General features: G+C 61.9%; 18 protein-coding genes. 13 read left to right on the forward strand and 5 right to left on the reverse strand.

Features of this window, described 5'->3' with window-relative positions; translation table 11 throughout:
• The first annotated feature begins 105 nt into the window (after positions 1-105).
• The 8 genes from iscU (at position 106) to ASR47_RS25780 (ending at position 5,918) form a co-directional block, all read left to right on the forward strand.
• Positions 106-495 carry a Fe-S cluster assembly scaffold IscU gene (gene iscU, locus ASR47_RS25745; RefSeq protein WP_038493869.1) on the forward strand — a complete coding sequence of 130 codons (390 nt, stop codon included), beginning with the start codon at positions 106-108 and terminating at the stop codon, positions 493-495.
• Between the two features lie 55 nt (positions 496-550).
• Complete coding sequence (gene iscA / locus ASR47_RS25750) at positions 551-871, forward strand: iron-sulfur cluster assembly protein IscA (protein ID WP_010399774.1); 321 nt, start codon at positions 551-553, stop codon at positions 869-871.
• Positions 872-938: 67 nt separating this feature from the next.
• The gene (hscB, locus tag ASR47_RS25755) at positions 939-1,454 is read left to right on the forward strand and encodes a Fe-S protein assembly co-chaperone HscB (protein WP_065310628.1); all 516 of its coding nucleotides are present in this window, start codon (positions 939-941) and stop codon (positions 1,452-1,454) included.
• An 83-nt stretch (positions 1,455-1,537) separates the two neighbouring features.
• On the forward strand, positions 1,538-3,418 hold the full coding sequence (gene hscA, locus ASR47_RS25760; protein ID WP_065310629.1) for a Fe-S protein assembly chaperone HscA: 1,881 nt from the start codon (positions 1,538-1,540) through the stop codon (positions 3,416-3,418).
• A 63-nt stretch (positions 3,419-3,481) separates the two neighbouring features.
• Entirely contained in the window at positions 3,482-3,823 is a 342-nt protein-coding gene (gene fdx / locus ASR47_RS25765; protein ID WP_034750070.1) for an ISC system 2Fe-2S type ferredoxin, read from the forward strand.
• Positions 3,824-4,018 (forward strand): Fe-S cluster assembly protein IscX, encoded by a 195-nt coding sequence (gene iscX, locus ASR47_RS25770; RefSeq protein WP_065310630.1) that lies wholly within the window; start codon positions 3,824-3,826, stop codon positions 4,016-4,018.
• Entirely contained in the window at positions 4,005-4,934 is a 930-nt protein-coding gene (locus tag ASR47_RS25775; protein WP_065310631.1) for a class I SAM-dependent methyltransferase, read from the forward strand. The genes iscX and ASR47_RS25775 overlap by 14 nt, the downstream gene beginning before the upstream one ends.
• A 216-nt stretch (positions 4,935-5,150) precedes the next feature.
• The gene (locus ASR47_RS25780; protein ID WP_065310632.1) at positions 5,151-5,918 is read left to right on the forward strand and encodes an rRNA pseudouridine synthase; all 768 of its coding nucleotides are present in this window, start codon (positions 5,151-5,153) and stop codon (positions 5,916-5,918) included.
• Here the strand turns inward: ASR47_RS25780 and ASR47_RS25785 are convergent.
• From ASR47_RS25785 to ASR47_RS25805, 5 genes are all read right to left on the reverse strand, one after another.
• On the reverse strand, positions 5,915-6,337 hold the full coding sequence (locus ASR47_RS25785; RefSeq protein ID WP_065310633.1) for a group III truncated hemoglobin: 423 nt from the start codon (positions 6,335-6,337) through the stop codon (positions 5,915-5,917). The genes ASR47_RS25780 and ASR47_RS25785 overlap by 4 nt on opposite strands.
• Before the next feature lie 69 nt (positions 6,338-6,406).
• Entirely contained in the window at positions 6,407-6,937 is a 531-nt protein-coding gene (locus ASR47_RS25790) for an RDD family protein (protein ID WP_065310634.1), read from the reverse strand.
• Complete coding sequence (locus ASR47_RS25795; RefSeq protein WP_065310635.1) at positions 6,927-7,598, reverse strand: DUF3106 domain-containing protein; 672 nt, start codon at positions 7,596-7,598, stop codon at positions 6,927-6,929. Before ASR47_RS25795 ends, ASR47_RS25790 begins: the two co-directional genes overlap by 11 nt.
• A complete protein-coding gene (locus tag ASR47_RS25800; protein ID WP_065310636.1) occupies positions 7,598-8,002 on the reverse strand; it encodes a DUF3619 family protein in 405 nt (134 codons plus the stop codon). Before ASR47_RS25800 ends, ASR47_RS25795 begins: the two co-directional genes overlap by 1 nt.
• Positions 7,999-8,568, reverse strand: a complete 570-nt coding sequence (locus tag ASR47_RS25805; RefSeq protein ID WP_065310637.1) for an RNA polymerase sigma factor — start codon at positions 8,566-8,568, stop codon at positions 7,999-8,001. The genes ASR47_RS25800 and ASR47_RS25805 overlap by 4 nt, the downstream gene beginning before the upstream one ends.
• 494 nt (positions 8,569-9,062) lie before the next feature.
• Here ASR47_RS25805 and ASR47_RS25810 point away from each other — a divergent pair, with 494 nt between their 5' ends.
• The 5 genes from ASR47_RS25810 (at position 9,063) to ASR47_RS25830 (ending at position 14,365) form a co-directional block, all read left to right on the forward strand.
• On the forward strand, positions 9,063-10,814 hold the full coding sequence (locus ASR47_RS25810; protein ID WP_171899040.1) for an acetolactate synthase 3 catalytic subunit: 1,752 nt from the start codon (positions 9,063-9,065) through the stop codon (positions 10,812-10,814).
• Between the two features lie 2 nt (positions 10,815-10,816).
• Positions 10,817-11,308: an acetolactate synthase small subunit gene (ilvN, locus tag ASR47_RS25815; RefSeq protein ID WP_065310638.1), complete on the forward strand. Its 492-nt coding sequence runs from the start codon at positions 10,817-10,819 to the stop codon at positions 11,306-11,308.
• Positions 11,309-11,373: 65 nt separating this feature from the next.
• Positions 11,374-12,390, forward strand: coding sequence for a ketol-acid reductoisomerase (gene ilvC, locus ASR47_RS25820; RefSeq protein ID WP_065310639.1), 1,017 nt, complete (start codon positions 11,374-11,376; stop codon positions 12,388-12,390).
• Between the two features lie 164 nt (positions 12,391-12,554).
• Positions 12,555-12,950: a hypothetical protein gene (locus ASR47_RS25825; protein ID WP_065310640.1), complete on the forward strand. Its 396-nt coding sequence runs from the start codon at positions 12,555-12,557 to the stop codon at positions 12,948-12,950.
• Between the two features lie 179 nt (positions 12,951-13,129).
• Positions 13,130-14,365 (forward strand): MFS transporter, encoded by a 1,236-nt coding sequence (locus ASR47_RS25830; protein WP_065310641.1) that lies wholly within the window; start codon positions 13,130-13,132, stop codon positions 14,363-14,365.
• Positions 14,366-14,407: the final 42 nt, after the last annotated feature.

The raw sequence follows: 14,407 nt of genomic DNA on the forward strand, positions 1-14,407 counted from the left end.
TCCGCTTCTCGGCCACAACTCACTTCCGCTCGCTACGGTTTTCCAGGCACTTTGTAACAATTTGACCCCAATCGGGGCTGGCAAGCATATTTAAGGAGCATCACAATGGCTTACTCGGACAAAGTACTCGATCATTACGAAAATCCACGCAACGTGGGCGCCTTTGACAAGGGTGATGAAACCATCGGCACCGGCATGGTGGGCGCGCCCGCCTGCGGCGACGTGATGAAACTGCAGATCAAGGTCGGCGCCGATGGCCTGATCGAAGATGCGAAATTCAAGACCTATGGCTGCGGTTCGGCCATCGCCTCGAGCTCGCTGGTGACCGAATGGGTCAAGGGCAAGACGCTGGACCAGGCGCTGTCGATCAAGAACACCCAGATCGCCGAAGAGCTGGCGCTGCCACCGGTAAAAATCCACTGCTCGATCCTGGCGGAAGACGCCATCAAGGCGGCGGTACTCGATTACAAGACCCGTCACCCAGCAGCAGCTTAAATTCGTTGGCATCCCGTCCCGCGCCGCAAGGCAGGGGACGGTTGCGGAGAGATACATGATTACACTGACCGAAAAAGCGGCAAAGCACATCAACCGTTATATCGAACGCCGCGGCAAGGGCATGGGGCTGCGCTTTGGCGTACGCACCACCGGCTGCTCGGGCCTGGCCTACAAGCTCGAATATGTCGATGAAGTGGCTGCCGAAGACAGCGTGTTCGAATCGCACGGCGTGAAAGTGTTCGTCGATCCGAAAAGCCTGCCGTATATCGACGGCACGGAACTCGATTTCGCGCGCGAAGGCCTGAACGAAGGCTTCAAGTTCCACAATCCGAACGAAAAAGACGCCTGCGGCTGCGGCGAGAGTTTCCGCATCTGAGAAGCAGGCATGATCCCCGGTCGGTGCGCTGTACTCATCGATTGAGGTACAGCGACCACGACATACTATGCAAAACCACTTCGAATTATTCCAGTTGCCGCCGCAGTTCGCACTCGACCAGGCAGCGCTCGACAGCGCCTACCGCGACGTGCAGGGCCAGGTTCACCCGGACCGCTACATCAACGCCAGCAGCGCCGAAAAGCGGGTGGCGATGCAATGGGCCACGCGCGCCAACGAAGCCTACCAGACCCTGAAAAGCCCGCAGAAGCGCGCCCAGTACCTGTGCGAACTCCATGGCGTCGACCTGCAGACGGAATCGAACACGGCCATGCCGGTCAGCTTCCTGATGCAGCAGATGGAGTGGCGCGAAGCACTGGGCGAGGCGCGTGCCGCCAGGGACGCCGATGCGCTCGATGTGCTCGACCGCCAGCTGCGCGGCGAACGCAAGACACTGCTGGCCCAGGTCCAGGCGCAGCTCGACGCCGCCGACTATGTAAACGCCGCGCAAAGCGTGCGCGCGCTGATGTTCCTCGACAAATTCGGCGAAGAAGTGCGTTTTGCCTTCGAAGCCATCGAGGCCTGAGCGGCAAACGCTTCCTCAGCGCTTTATAATGCGCGCTACAGTATCTGCGGCACCACGCAATCCATCATCGAGGCACGAATACCATGGCACTTCTGCAAATTTCCGAACCAGGCATGTCGACCGCGCCGCACCAGCACCGGCTGGCCGTCGGCATCGACCTGGGCACCACCAATTCCCTGGTCGCCACCGTGCGCAACAGCATTCCTGAAGTGCTCAGCGACGAAGACGGCCACGCGCTGCTGCCGTCCGTGGTGCGCTACCTGCCGAACGGCCACGCCAATATCGGCTACAAGGCGCTGGACGCGCAGACCACCGATCCGAAGAACACCATCGTTTCCGTCAAGCGCTTCATGGGCCGCGGCCTGGCCGACATCGCCTATGCGGAAAACCTGCCCTATGATTTTCAGGATACGCCCGGCATGGTGCAGCTGAAAACCGTGGCCGGCGTGAAAAGCCCGGTCGAGATCTCGGCGCAGATCCTGGCCACCCTGCGCCAGCGCGCGGAAGACTCGCTCGGCGACGACCTGGTCGGCGCCGTGATCACCGTGCCGGCCTATTTCGACGACGCCCAGCGCCAGGCCACCAAGGACGCGGCCCAGCTGGCCGGCATCAACGTGCTGCGCCTCTTGAGCGAGCCGACCGCCGCCGCGATTGCGTACGGCCTCGACAGCGCCTCCGAAGGCGTGTACGCCGTGTATGACCTCGGTGGCGGCACCTTCGATATCTCGATCCTCAAATTGAGCAAGGGCGTGTTCGAAGTGCTGTCCACCGGCGGCGATTCGGCCCTCGGCGGCGACGACTTCGACCGCCGCCTGTTCTGCTGGATCAGCGAGCAGGCAAAACTGGCCCCGCTGTCCGACGAAGACACGGCCATCCTGATGGTCAAGGCGCGCGAGGTCAAGGAACTGCTGTCGACCAAGCCAGAAACGAGTATCGACGCGGTGCTGAACTCGGGCGAGGAAGTCCACCTGCGCATCAAGGCGGCCGACTTTGCCGCCATGACCCAGCACCTGGTGGTCAAGACCATGAACGCCATCAAGAAGGCCCTGCGCGACGCGAACGTCGATGCGGACGACGTCGACGGCGTGGTGATGGTCGGCGGCGCGACGCGCATGCCGCACGTGCAGCGCGCCGTCAGCGAATTCTTCCACACCATCCCGCACGCCAATATCGACCCCGACAAGGTGGTGGCGCTCGGTGCGGCGATCCAGGCCAATCTGCTGGCCGGCAACCGCGCCGCCGGCGACGACTGGCTGCTGCTCGACGTGATTCCGCTGTCGCTCGGCATCGAGACCATGGGCGGCCTGGTGGAAAAAATCATCCCGCGCAATTCGACCATACCGTGCGCGCGGGCGCAGGAATTCACGACCTTCAAGGACGGCCAGACGGCGCTGGCCGTGCACGTGCTGCAGGGCGAACGCGAACTGGTCACCGACTGCCGTTCGCTGGCGCGCTTTGAACTGCGCGGCATTCCGCCGATGGTGGCCGGCGCCGCGCGCATCCGCATCACCTACCAGGTCGACGCGGACGGCTTGCTGTCGGTGTCGGCGCGCGAACTGCGCTCGGGTGTGGAAGCGTCGATCAGCGTCAAGCCGGCCTACGGCCTGGGCGACGACGAGATCGCGCGCATGCTGCAGGATTCCTACACCTCGGCCGACGTCGACATGGTGGCGCGCGCGCTGCGCGAAGAGCAGGTCGAAGCCGAGCGCATCGTGCTGGCCACCCAGTCGGCGCTTGATGAAGACGGCGGCCTGCTCGACGACGCTGAACGCGCGGCGGTCGATGGCCTGATGGCCCAGGTACGCACAGCGATTGCCGACTCGCAAACCGGCGCCGTCGACCACCAGGCCCTGAAGCGCGTGATCGAGGCGCTGGCGGACGGTACCGAAGACTTCGCCGCGCGCCGCATGGACCGCAGCGTGCGCACGGCGCTGACCGGCAAATCGCTGGACCAGGTCGCGTAACAATTAATATGGCGCGGCCGCAAAGTGCGCCGCGCCCCGAATGACAGACTGAAAGAAGACACCATGCCACAAATCGTTATCCTGCCGCACGCCAAGCTTTGCCCGGACGGCGCCGTAATCGAAGCCCCAGCCGGCAAGTCCATCTGCGACATCCTGCTGGAAAACGATATCGATATCGAGCACGCCTGCGAAAAATCGTGCGCCTGCACCACCTGCCACGTGCTGGTGCGCGAAGGGATCGAGTCGCTCAACGAAGCGACCGAACTGGAAGAAGACATGCTGGACAAGGCCTGGGGCCTGGAGGCCGTGTCGCGCCTGTCGTGCCAGTCTATCGTGGCCGAGGCCGACCTGGTGGTCGAGATCCCGAAATACACGATCAACCAGGTCAGCGAAGGCAGCCACTAAATGAAATGGTCCGACATCACGGCGATCGCCGAAGCGCTGTACGACGCGCATCCCGATATCGATCCCCTGACCGTACGTTTCACTGACCTGCATCACTGGGTGGTGAGCCTGGACGGTTTCGACGACGACCATGCACGCGGCGGCGAAAAAGTGCTCGAAGCGATACAGATGGCGTGGATCGATGAAGCGCGCTAAGGGCGCGGCGCCAAGCGCCGCCAACACCGCCGCGCCGAAAGACGTGATCACGGCCGCCAGCAATATGCCCGAGATCAAGGACGGCCAGTCGATCGCGCTGCTGCAGGAACTGCATATCCTCACGCGCGACGGCAAGATGAACCAGGACAGCCGCCGCAAGCTGAAACAGGTGTATCACCTGACGCAGTTCATCGAGCCGCTGCTGCGCGAATTACAGAAGGATCACCCCGAAGGTGCCAAACCCTTGTCGCTGGTCGACCATGGCGCCGGCAAGTCCTACCTCGGCTTCATTTTGTACGACCTGTTCTTCAAGAACGGCAACGACGGCTCGCATATCTACGGCATCGAAACGCGCGAGGAACTGGTGCAGCGCTCGCAAGAGCTGGCCGCCAAATTCAGGTTCCCCGGCATGTCGTTTTTGCCGCTGTCGGTGGCCGAGTCGACCGAATCGAGCCTGCTGCCCAAGCAGATCGATATCGTTACGGCCCTGCATGCCTGCAATACCGCCACCGATGACGCGATACACTTTGCCCTGAAGAAGAAGGCGAAATTCATGGTGCTGGTGCCGTGCTGCCAGGCCGAAGTGGCGTCCGTGCTGAAGAAGAACAAGGGCAAGACCCTGGGCAAGAACGTGCTGACGGAGCTGTGGCGCCATCCGCTGCACACGCGCGAATTCGGCAGCCAGATCACCAACGTGCTGCGCTGCCTGCAGCTCGAAGCTCACGGCTACCAGGTCAGCGTGACGGAACTGGTGGGCTGGGAGCATTCGATGAAGAACGAGCTGATCATCGCCAGCTACAAGAACCTGCCGCGCCAGCGCCCGACCGAGCGCTTGCAGGAAGTGCTGCAGACGCTGGGCCTGGAAGAGATGGGCCACCGTTTCTTTGCCGAGCAATTGGCCAAGGCCACGGCCTGATTGCCAGATTACGCGTTCCGCTAATCCAACCTGCAAAACCTGCCATCGTCGCGTCGGTCGGGTAGGTCGGGTAGGTCGGATTAGCGCAGCGTAATCCGACAATCGGCGTAATCCGACAATCGGCGTAATCCGACAACACCAGCGCAATCAACAAAAGGGGCGGAGCAGGTCGGTTACAATACCGGCTTCTCCTCCCCTTTGCTTTTTGCGCCTCACATGACCACACCACTCGATATGCCCACCGTCCGCCTGGCCAAGCGCCTGGCCGAAGACTTGCCCTGTTCGCGCCGCGAGGCCGAGCTGTATATCGAGGGTGGCTGGGTCACGGTCGATGGCGAGCTGGTCGAAGAGGCCGGCGCACGGGTGGCCGACAAGCAGGAAGTGGTGCTGCTGCCGAACGCTACCCTGGACGAAATGCCGCCTGTGACCATCCTGCTGCACAAGCCGGCCGGCATTAATGGTGGCGTGGGCGTCGTCGGCAGCGACGGCAAGTCCGCCTTGAGCTGCTTGCGTCCCGACGAGATTTTTACGCCTGACAACGTCGCACCCAGCTCGGTCACGCGCTTTTTGAAACGCCATCTGATCGGCCTGACGGTGACCAATCCGCTGGAAACCATGGCCTCGGGTTTGCTGGTATTTACCCAGGACTTCCGCGTCGCCCGCAAGCTGGTCGATGAAGCGAAGACGGTGGAGCAGGAATTCATCGTCGAAGTGACGGGGAGTATTGCAGAAAATGGCCTGGCGCTGCTCAATCACGGCCTGCCGTTCAATGGCAAGCCGTTGCCACCGATGAAAGTGAGCTGGCAGAACGAAACCAGGCTGCGCTTTGCGCTGAAAAACGTGCAGCCTGGCCAGCTGGCGCACATGTGCCGCATGGTGGGCCTGGAGGTGGTGGGCATCAAGCGGCTGCGCATCGGCCGCATCTCGATGGGCGCCATGCCTGTCGGTCAATGGCGTTATCTCCAGGGATACGAGCGCTTCTAGGCCGGCTGGCCTGGCAGATGGCTTTCGGCAAAGCTCTTCCATAGCCGCTCGGCGATACGCAGGGCGATCGCGTCGGCCTTTTCCTGCAGGGCCGGGTTGCCCAGGCTTTCGGTGGTGGCAAAGAACAGCGTCAGCCAGCGGCGGAACATGCATGGCGTCAGGTGTTCCATCTGCGCATGCTGCGCCAGCGGCTTGCCGTGGTAGCGCATGGTGCCGCGCAAGAGGCCCGACCAGAAGTCGACCAGGGTGGCCAGGTGCTCGTCCCAATCCTGGACTTCACGGCCGAACACGGGGCCGAGCATGGCGTCTTCGCGGGCGGCCGCATAAAAGGTGTGGACCAGTCGCGCGACTTCTGCTTCGGTACAGATTTCCGTGCGCGATTTGAGGATATGAATGTGGGGTGGGGGAGCGGTTTTCATGGCATGCCATGATGGCAGAGCCGTCCCCTGTGCTTCAATGATCCAGGTCAAGTGGCTGCAAATAGCGGCTCAGGCGGCAACCTTTTTACTTTTCTTGACCGGCGCCGGCAGTTGCACGATCTGCGTGCCGAGCAGCTTGTCGTGCAGGAACTGGCCGTTGCCGGTGAACAGCGCCGTGGACGACCAGGCCAGCATGCCGAGGGCGATCGCCGCCAGGGCTTGCCAGTGTTGCAAGTCCAGCACATACGACACCAGGATGCCGGGCATCAGCCACATCCACGCCAGCAGGTAGCGGTATGCGGCCATGCGCAGCGGCACGTGGCCGTGGCCCGGCAGCACCAGCTTCAAACGCCAGGTTTTCATGGCCAGGGTTTGCCCTTCGCGGCTCCATTGATGGATGAAGTAGGCGCCCATCACCAGGAAGGCCAGGCACTGGCGCATGTGTTCGGTCAGCGGCGTATGCGCACCCTGCACGGCCAGTTCAAAGAGCAGGAAAGGCAGGAACAGCACGGCCAGCGCCAGCAAGGACTCGTACACCATCGAGACCAGGCGCCGCTTGATGGTGGGGATGCTGGCCGGGGCGGCGCGGTTATCGGGCATAGTCGGGTACTGGGGTGGGGGCAGGGGCGGGCGTGGCCGGTGGCGCGGCAGGCGGCACCGGAGCCACTGGAAGCACTGGTGCTGGAATGGCCGGTGCTGGCGCCGCATTGACGGCGGGCGGACGGATATCGGGCTTGGCGACCGGGATTTTTTTTGGCACGGCCTCGGCCGCCAGTTTTTTCTTCTGTTCTTCCGGCAACTGCTGGTATTGTTCCCATTGCGCGGACTTCTGGCCTGGATCAATCTTTTTGGCGCGCGCGTAGTTTTCGCGCACCGTGCGGCGCTGTTCGGGCGTGAGCTTGACCCATTCGCGCATGCGTTCGTGCACGCGCGCCTGTTCATCGGGTTTCATTGCGGCAAAGCGGTTGGCGATATCGAGCCATTTCTGCTTGCGCGTCGCGTCGAGCTTGTTCCATTCGCCGGCCAGCGGCTGCAAGGCTGCCTGTTGCGCCCGCGACAGATTGGCCCACTGCGACTTGCCGGCATTGTTCACCAGTGCGGCAGGCGCGGCAGCTTTGGCGGCGGGCGCGGCAGTGGCGGCAGGGGCCGGCGCATCCTGATTGGCGTAGACCCAGGACGCACCGGCCAGCGCGCAGGCGCCCAGGGCGGTGCCGCCGATGATCCAGCCCTTGCGGGCCTTGCTGGTGGTGGCGTCAGCCATTATTGCGCGCTTTTCGTCAGGTAGGCGTTGAAGCCATGGTCCATATACGCCGACAGCGGCAATTCGTCCGACAGCACGGCCGCGTCGAGTTCGGCCAGTTCGGCGACCTGCTGCTCCTGCTCGAACTGGTAGATGCCGACGCCGCCCAATACCAGCACCAGCAGCGGAACCATCACGCTCATGCGGCCCAGCCATGACAGCGGCTCGGCAAACAAATGGGTGCCGATACCGGCCAGCACGTTCTGTCGCGCCGACACGCGCGCAGGCGCGTCGGCCTTCTTGCGCGCCATGGCCGCCTTGCGCGCGGCCGCCAGGCGGTCGGTGGTCGAGGCAGGCAGCTCGTCGAGCTTTTCGTTGAGCGCGTGGCGCACTTTGTAGGCGAAATTGAGGTCGTCGGTATTCATAGTTGTATTCCCTTGGCTTTCAGCGATTCGGCGAGCGCGTGGGTAGCTCTTGAACAATGTGTTTTCACGCTGCCTTCGGAGCAACCCATCGCCAGTGCCGTTTCAGCCACGTCCATATCCTGCCAGTAACGCATGAGGAAGGCTTCGCGTTGACGCGCGGGCAGCTTTTGTACCTCTTCATCAATCAAATCAAGCATTTGCGCGCGTTCGACCTGATCGGCCGACGATTCTGCGGCGCTCGAGCCCTGTTCCGATTCATACGTCTCCAGTATATCAAAGTCCTCATGCTCGTCGCCCGCTGGTTTCATGCCTGAAAACAGGCTGACCCAGGTGTTGCGCACCTTTTCACGGCGGAAATAATCGAGGATGGTGGTCTGCAGGATGCGCTGGAACAGCATCGGCAGTTCGGCCGCCGGCTTGTCGCCGTATTTTTCGGCCAGCTTGATCATCGCGTCCTGCACGATGTCGAGCGCGGATTCTTCCTTGCGTACGGCGTAGGCGGCCTGCTTGAAGGCGCGCCGCTCCACATGTTCGAGAAAATCGGATAGTTCTTTGTCTGTTGCCATGCGGTAGGGAACGAGCCGGAGGCTGCGTGGGCTGTGGGCGGGGAAGGTGGCCTGCTTGGTGCAAACTGAGCGCATGCTAGCAAAAAATGTGCATTTCCGCATGATTTTTGCGCCTCGGGCGCGCAAATAGCGTGTTTGGAAGACATTTTCCTTGACCGGCATGGTGCGACGCGATAACGTATGGGACGCTTTGAACACCCCAAAGCTCTATGGTCAAGTTGCAACTGGCACACAACGCCACCAGCGACAAGACGCGCTTTCATTTGTAGGCAGTTTGTTCTAACCCGCGCCACAAGCGCGAGCGGTTCGTACAGTCGCCACAGAAACTCCGGCCAAACGAGTTGCGTTAAGCGTTGTTTTGCAAGGTATCTATGGGTGCCCGAAGAAATGTCGTGACCGCATGAAAAGGGAAGCAGGAAGACTGTAGCGTCAGGCGTACCTCGTCAGGAAAGAACATCCGATCAATCTCCAATGGACCTTGAAAGGAATGTTTCATGAATACCGAAGCAAGAGGATCTGCCTCGGGACCGGCCATCGGTCCCATCACTGGCGCGGAAATCGTCGTGCGCTGTCTGGCTGAAGAAGGCGTCGAGCACGTCTTTGGTTACCCGGGCGGAGCCGTACTGTATATCTACGACGCCATTTTCCAGCAAAACAAATTCCAGCATATTCTGGTTCGCCATGAGCAGGCCGCCGTGCACGCCGCCGACGCCTATTCGCGCAGCTCGAATAAAGTCGGTGTGGCCATTGTCACGTCCGGCCCCGGAGTGACCAATGCCGTGACCGGCCTGTCGACCGCTTACATGGACTCCATCCCGATGGTTGTCATTTCCGGCCAGGTGCCGAGCCATGCGATCGGCCAGGATGCGTTCCAGGAATGCGACACCGTGGGCATCACGCGCCCGGTCGTCAAGCACAATTTCCTCGTCAAGGACGTCAAGGATCTGGCGGCGACGATCAAGAAAGCCTTCTTTATTGCCCGCACCGGCCGTCCCGGCCCCGTGCTGGTCGATATCCCGAAGGATATCAGTATGCACAAGTGCAATTTCGACTATCCGAAGGAAGTCGAGATGCGCTCCTACCGTCCGGTCGACAAAGGCCATTCGGGCCAGATCCGCAAGGCCGTGCAGCTGCTGCTGCAAGCCGAACGTCCGATGATCTATACGGGCGGCGGCGTGATCCTGGCGCATGCGGCGCCCGAGCTGAACAAGCTGGTCGACCGCCTCGGTTTCCCTTGCACCAACACCTTGATGGGCCTGGGCGGCTACCGCGCCTCGAGCGAGCAGTTTGTCGGCATGCCCGGCATGCATGGCACCTACGAAGCGAACATGGCGATGCAGAACTGCGACGTGCTGATCGCCATCGGCGCCCGTTTCGATGACCGCGTGATCGGCAACCCGAAACACTTCGCCTCGCATCCGCGCAAGATCATCCACGTCGACATCGATCCATCGTCGATCTCCAAGCGCGTGAAAGTCGATATTCCCATCGTCGGCAACGTCAAGGACGTGCTGATCGAGTTCCTGGCGCAACTGGACGCGGCCGAAGCCAAGCCGAATGTCAATGCCTTGAGCAACTGGTGGAAGCAGATCGCCGAATGGCGTGGCCGCGACTGCCTGAAGTATCCAAGTTCCGACCTGGTGATCAAGCCGCAATCGGTGGTGGAAAAAGTCTTCCAGATCACCAAGGGCGACGCCTTCATCACGTCCGACGTGGGCCAGCACCAGATGTGGGCCGCGCAATACTATCGCTTCGACAAGCCTCGCCGCTGGATCAATTCCGGTGGCCTGGGCACCATGGGGGTCGGCTTGCCGTACGCCATGGGCGTGCAGATGGCCAATCCGGACGCCACCGTGGCCTGCATCACCGGCGAAGGTTCGATCCAGATGTGCATCCAGGAGCTCGCCACGTGCAAGCAGTATCACCTGACGCCGAAGATCATCATGCTCAACAACCGCTTCCTCGGCATGGTGCGCCAGTGGCAGGAAATCGATTACGGTTCGCGCTATTCCGAGTCCTACATGGATTCGCTGCCCGACTTTGAAAAGCTGGCCGAGGCCTATGGTCACGTCGGCATGAAGATTGAAAAACCGGGCGACGTCGACGGCGCCCTGAAAGAGGCGTTCGCCATGAAAGACAGGCTGGTATTCATGAACTTTATTACCGACCAGTCCGAAAACGTGTGGCCGATGGTGAAGGCCGGCAAAGGCTTGTCCGAAATGATGCTCGGCTCGGAGGACCTGTAACCATGCGCCATATTATTTCTGTCTTGCTGGAAAACGAAGCCGGTGCGCTGTCGCGCGTGGTCGGCCTGTTCTCGGCCCGTGGCTACAATATCGAAACCCTGACCGTGGCGCCGACCGAAGACGCGACCCTGTCGCGCATGACCATCGTCACCAGCGGCTCGGACGACATCATCGAGCAGATCACCAAGCACCTGAACCGTCTTATTGAAGTCGTCAAGGTGGTGGACCTGACCGAAGGCCAGCATATCGAACGCGAACTGATGCTCATCAAGGTCCGGGCGGTCGGCAAGGAGCGCGAGGAAATGAAGCGCACCGCCGACATCTTCCGCGGCCGCATCATCGACGTGACCGAAAAGACGTACACGATCGAGCTGACCGGCAACAAGGTCAAGCTCGACGCGTTCATCGATTCGATCGACCGCGCTTCGATCCTGGAAACCGTCCGTACCGGCGGCTCGGGCATCGGCCGCGGCGAGCGCATCCTCAAAGTATAAGAAACGCAGCATGCGGTCTTGGCCGCACCCCCATACAACGCAGTTAATTGAAAATAGGAAATACCATGAAAGTTTTTTACGACAAAGACGCCGACCTGTCCCTGATCAAAGGTAAAAACGTTGCCATCATCGGCTACGGTTCGCAAGGCCATGCCCACGCACAAAACCTGAACGATTCGGGCGTCAACGTCACCGTCGGCCTGCGCAAGGGCGGCGCTTCGTGGAACAAGGTCGAGCAAGCCGGCCTGAAGGTGGCGGAAGTCAATGACGCCGTGAAAGCGGCCGACGTCATCATGATCTTGCTGCCAGATGAAAACATCGCCCAGGTCTACAACGAAAACATCGCCCCGTTCGCCAAGCAAGGCGCGGTACTGGCCTTCGCCCACGGTTTCAATGTGCACTACGGCCAGGTCGTGCCACGCGCCGACCTCGACGTGATCATGATCGCACCGAAAGCGCCAGGCCACACCGTGCGCGCCACCTACACCCAGGGTGGCGGCGTACCGCACCTGATCGCCGTGTACCAGGACAAATCGGGCGTGGCCCGCGATATCGCCCTGTCGTACGCGTCGGCCAACGGCGGCGGCCGTGCCGGCATCATCGAAACGAACTTCCGCGAAGAAACCGAAACCGACCTGTTCGGCGAGCAGGCCGTGTTGTGCGGCGGCGCCGTGGAACTGATCAAGGCCGGTTTCGAAACCCTGACCGAAGCTGGTTACGCTCCGGAAATGGCTTACTTCGAGTGCCTGCACGAACTGAAACTGATCGTCGACCTGATCTATGAAGGCGGCATCGCCAACATGAACTACTCGATCTCGAACAACGCCGAATACGGCGAATACGTGACCGGCCCGAAAGTGGTGACCTCGGCCACCAAGGACGCGATGCGCCAGTGCCTGAAAGACATCCAGACCGGCGAATACGCGAAGAGCTTCATCCTGGAAAACAAGGCCGGCGCACCGACCCTGATCTCGCGCCGCCGCCTGACGTCCGAGCACCAGATCGAAGAAGTCGGCGCCAAGCTGCGCGCCATGATGCCTTGGATCGCCAAGAACAAAATGGTCGACCAGTCGAAGAACTAAGCAGTCTGTTACACAGCAAAGCCGGCGCGAGCCGGCTTTTTTTTCGTGCGCGCGGCCCCGTATATGGGTGATCCGCTACAATCACTGCCATTCAATAGACCGGTTCAGTCATGCTTGTTTTTTCTAAAGTTTTTGTTGGGAATCTTCATGTCGTCAGGCGCCCGGTGTCGGTGGCCATCAGCTGCTGGTTTCTGATCTTCGGCTCGCTGTCCTCGATGGTGTCGGCTATTCAGGGCCGCAACGACCCCGCCATGCTGGCATGGATGTCGCGCAGCGCGATACCGGCCGAGGTGCAATATGCGATCGTGCTGGCCACGCTGGCCATCACCCTGGCGACGGCGCTGGCCATGCTGCAAAGGCATCGCGGCGCGCGCATGCTCTACGCGGTGTGGGGCCTGATCGATATCGCGCTCAGCCTGGCGACCGTGCCTGACAAGACCGTGGTGCTGCCAGGCACGATGGTCTTTGCCGTGATTTGCGCCTTCCTGTTCAGCCCGAAGTCGAATGCGTATTTTTCGCCGCGCAAGGCGGCCAACGATGCGTCGATGATGGCGGCCTGAGCACGGCTGCCTGCTTGCGCACGCTTTTGGTGCGTTTGCTGTAAAATTGCGCCCTTCCTTTGCCGTTGCGCTCGCAACTGCATCTGTTTCGGTTTCTGCCGACCGCAACGCGCATTACCGCCAGTTAGCTGGCACGCCGGGCATTTGACATGATCGCCTGCGCAACCCGAGGTACCCACATGACTGACCGTTTGACCGCCACAGTGCCTGTTCCAGGCTCTGCAGGCACAGCCATTTCCCGACGTTTTCCGCTGGCCGCCTTGCTGGCGCTGGCGATGACCAGCTTTATCGCCATCCTGGCCGAAACCCTGCCTGCCGGCCTGTTGCCGCAGATTTCGCTGGGCCTCGGCATTTCCGAAGTCATGACGGGCCAGCTCGTCACGGTGTTTGCGATCGGCTCCATCCTGACCGCGATTCCCCTGACCGCCCTGACCAGCGGCTGGCGCCGCCGCAAGGTGCTGCTGCTGGCCGTCGGCGGCTTCCTGGTGTTCAACACCATCACGGCGCTGGCGCCCAATTACATGGTGGCGCTGGCGTCGCGCTTCCTGGCCGGCATGGCCGCCGGGCTGGCCTGGGGCCTGATGGCCGGCTATGCGCGGCGCATGGTCGGCGTGGCGCAGCAGGGCAGGGCGATGGCGGTGGCCATGATCGGCACGCCGCTGGCCCTGTCGCTGGGCGTGCCGCTCGGCACCCTGATGGGCGGCGTGCTGGGCTGGCGCAGCATCTTTGGCGTGCTGTCGGGCCTGGCGATTGTCCTGGTGGCGTGGATACTGGTGGCCGTGCCCGATTATCCGGGCCAGCAGAACGGCGAGCGCCTGAGCATCGGCCAGGTCTTCATGACCCCCGGTGTGCGGCCCATCCTGGCCGTGATCGTCGCCTGGATGCTGGCGCATAACATTTTATATACCTATATCGCGCCCTTCCTGGCGCCGTCGGGCCTGCGCGCGCGGGTCGACCTGGTGCTGCTGGTGTATGGCGTCGGTTCGCTGGCCGGCATCTGGCTGATCAGCCAGTTGATCGACCGCTGGCTGCGCAAACTGGTGCTCGCCTGCATCGCCGCGTTTGCCCTGGTCGCCATTGCGCTGGGACTGGCCATGGACAGCCCTGCGGTCATTTATATCAGCATGGCGGTGTGGGGCGTGACCTTCGGCGGCGCCGGCACCCTGCTGCAAACGGCCTCGGCCGACGCCGCAGGCGAGGGCATGGATGTGGCGCAATCGATGGTGGCCACCATCTGGAACGTGGCCATTGCCGGCGGCGGGGTAGTCGGCGGCGCGCTGTTGGGCGGCTATGGCGTGGCCGCGTTTCCGTGGCTGGTGCTGGGCTTGCTGCTGGTGGCGCTGGGTGTGGCGTGGACCGCGCGCGGCAGCTTCAAGCCGGGCCGACGTACGGGTGGTGTTGTCGCAGGGCACTAAAGTGTGTCCGGATGTGAGCAGCAGGCGGGAAGTGTGACGATT

The organism is Janthinobacterium psychrotolerans, from assembly GCF_001677885.1.
Lineage (GTDB): Bacteria > Pseudomonadota > Gammaproteobacteria > Burkholderiales > Burkholderiaceae_D > Janthinobacterium > Janthinobacterium psychrotolerans.

What these genes read in the sequence shown, in the direction of transcription:
- iscU (WP_038493869.1), top strand. Translation starts at nt 106, where the DNA reads ATGGCTTACTCGGACAAAGTACTCGATCATTACGAAAATCCACGCAAC.
- iscA (WP_010399774.1), top strand. Translation starts at nt 551, where the DNA reads ATGATTACACTGACCGAAAAAGCGGCAAAGCACATCAACCGTTATATC.
- hscB (WP_065310628.1), top strand. Translation starts at nt 939, where the DNA reads ATGCAAAACCACTTCGAATTATTCCAGTTGCCGCCGCAGTTCGCACTC.
- hscA (WP_065310629.1), top strand. Translation starts at nt 1,538, where the DNA reads ATGGCACTTCTGCAAATTTCCGAACCAGGCATGTCGACCGCGCCGCAC.
- fdx (WP_034750070.1), top strand. Translation starts at nt 3,482, where the DNA reads ATGCCACAAATCGTTATCCTGCCGCACGCCAAGCTTTGCCCGGACGGC.
- iscX (WP_065310630.1), top strand. Translation starts at nt 3,824, where the DNA reads ATGAAATGGTCCGACATCACGGCGATCGCCGAAGCGCTGTACGACGCG.
- ASR47_RS25775 (WP_065310631.1), top strand. Translation starts at nt 4,005, where the DNA reads ATGAAGCGCGCTAAGGGCGCGGCGCCAAGCGCCGCCAACACCGCCGCG.
- ASR47_RS25780 (WP_065310632.1), top strand. Translation starts at nt 5,151, where the DNA reads ATGACCACACCACTCGATATGCCCACCGTCCGCCTGGCCAAGCGCCTG.
- ASR47_RS25785 (WP_065310633.1), bottom strand. Translation starts at nt 6,337, where the DNA reads ATGAAAACCGCTCCCCCACCCCACATTCATATCCTCAAATCGCGCACG.
- ASR47_RS25790 (WP_065310634.1), bottom strand. Translation starts at nt 6,937, where the DNA reads ATGCCCGATAACCGCGCCGCCCCGGCCAGCATCCCCACCATCAAGCGG.
- ASR47_RS25795 (WP_065310635.1), bottom strand. Translation starts at nt 7,598, where the DNA reads ATGGCTGACGCCACCACCAGCAAGGCCCGCAAGGGCTGGATCATCGGC.
- ASR47_RS25800 (WP_065310636.1), bottom strand. Translation starts at nt 8,002, where the DNA reads ATGAATACCGACGACCTCAATTTCGCCTACAAAGTGCGCCACGCGCTC.
- ASR47_RS25805 (WP_065310637.1), bottom strand. Translation starts at nt 8,568, where the DNA reads ATGGCAACAGACAAAGAACTATCCGATTTTCTCGAACATGTGGAGCGG.
- ASR47_RS25810 (WP_171899040.1), top strand. Translation starts at nt 9,063, where the DNA reads ATGAATACCGAAGCAAGAGGATCTGCCTCGGGACCGGCCATCGGTCCC.
- ilvN (WP_065310638.1), top strand. Translation starts at nt 10,817, where the DNA reads ATGCGCCATATTATTTCTGTCTTGCTGGAAAACGAAGCCGGTGCGCTG.
- ilvC (WP_065310639.1), top strand. Translation starts at nt 11,374, where the DNA reads ATGAAAGTTTTTTACGACAAAGACGCCGACCTGTCCCTGATCAAAGGT.
- ASR47_RS25830 (WP_065310641.1), top strand. Translation starts at nt 13,130, where the DNA reads ATGACTGACCGTTTGACCGCCACAGTGCCTGTTCCAGGCTCTGCAGGC.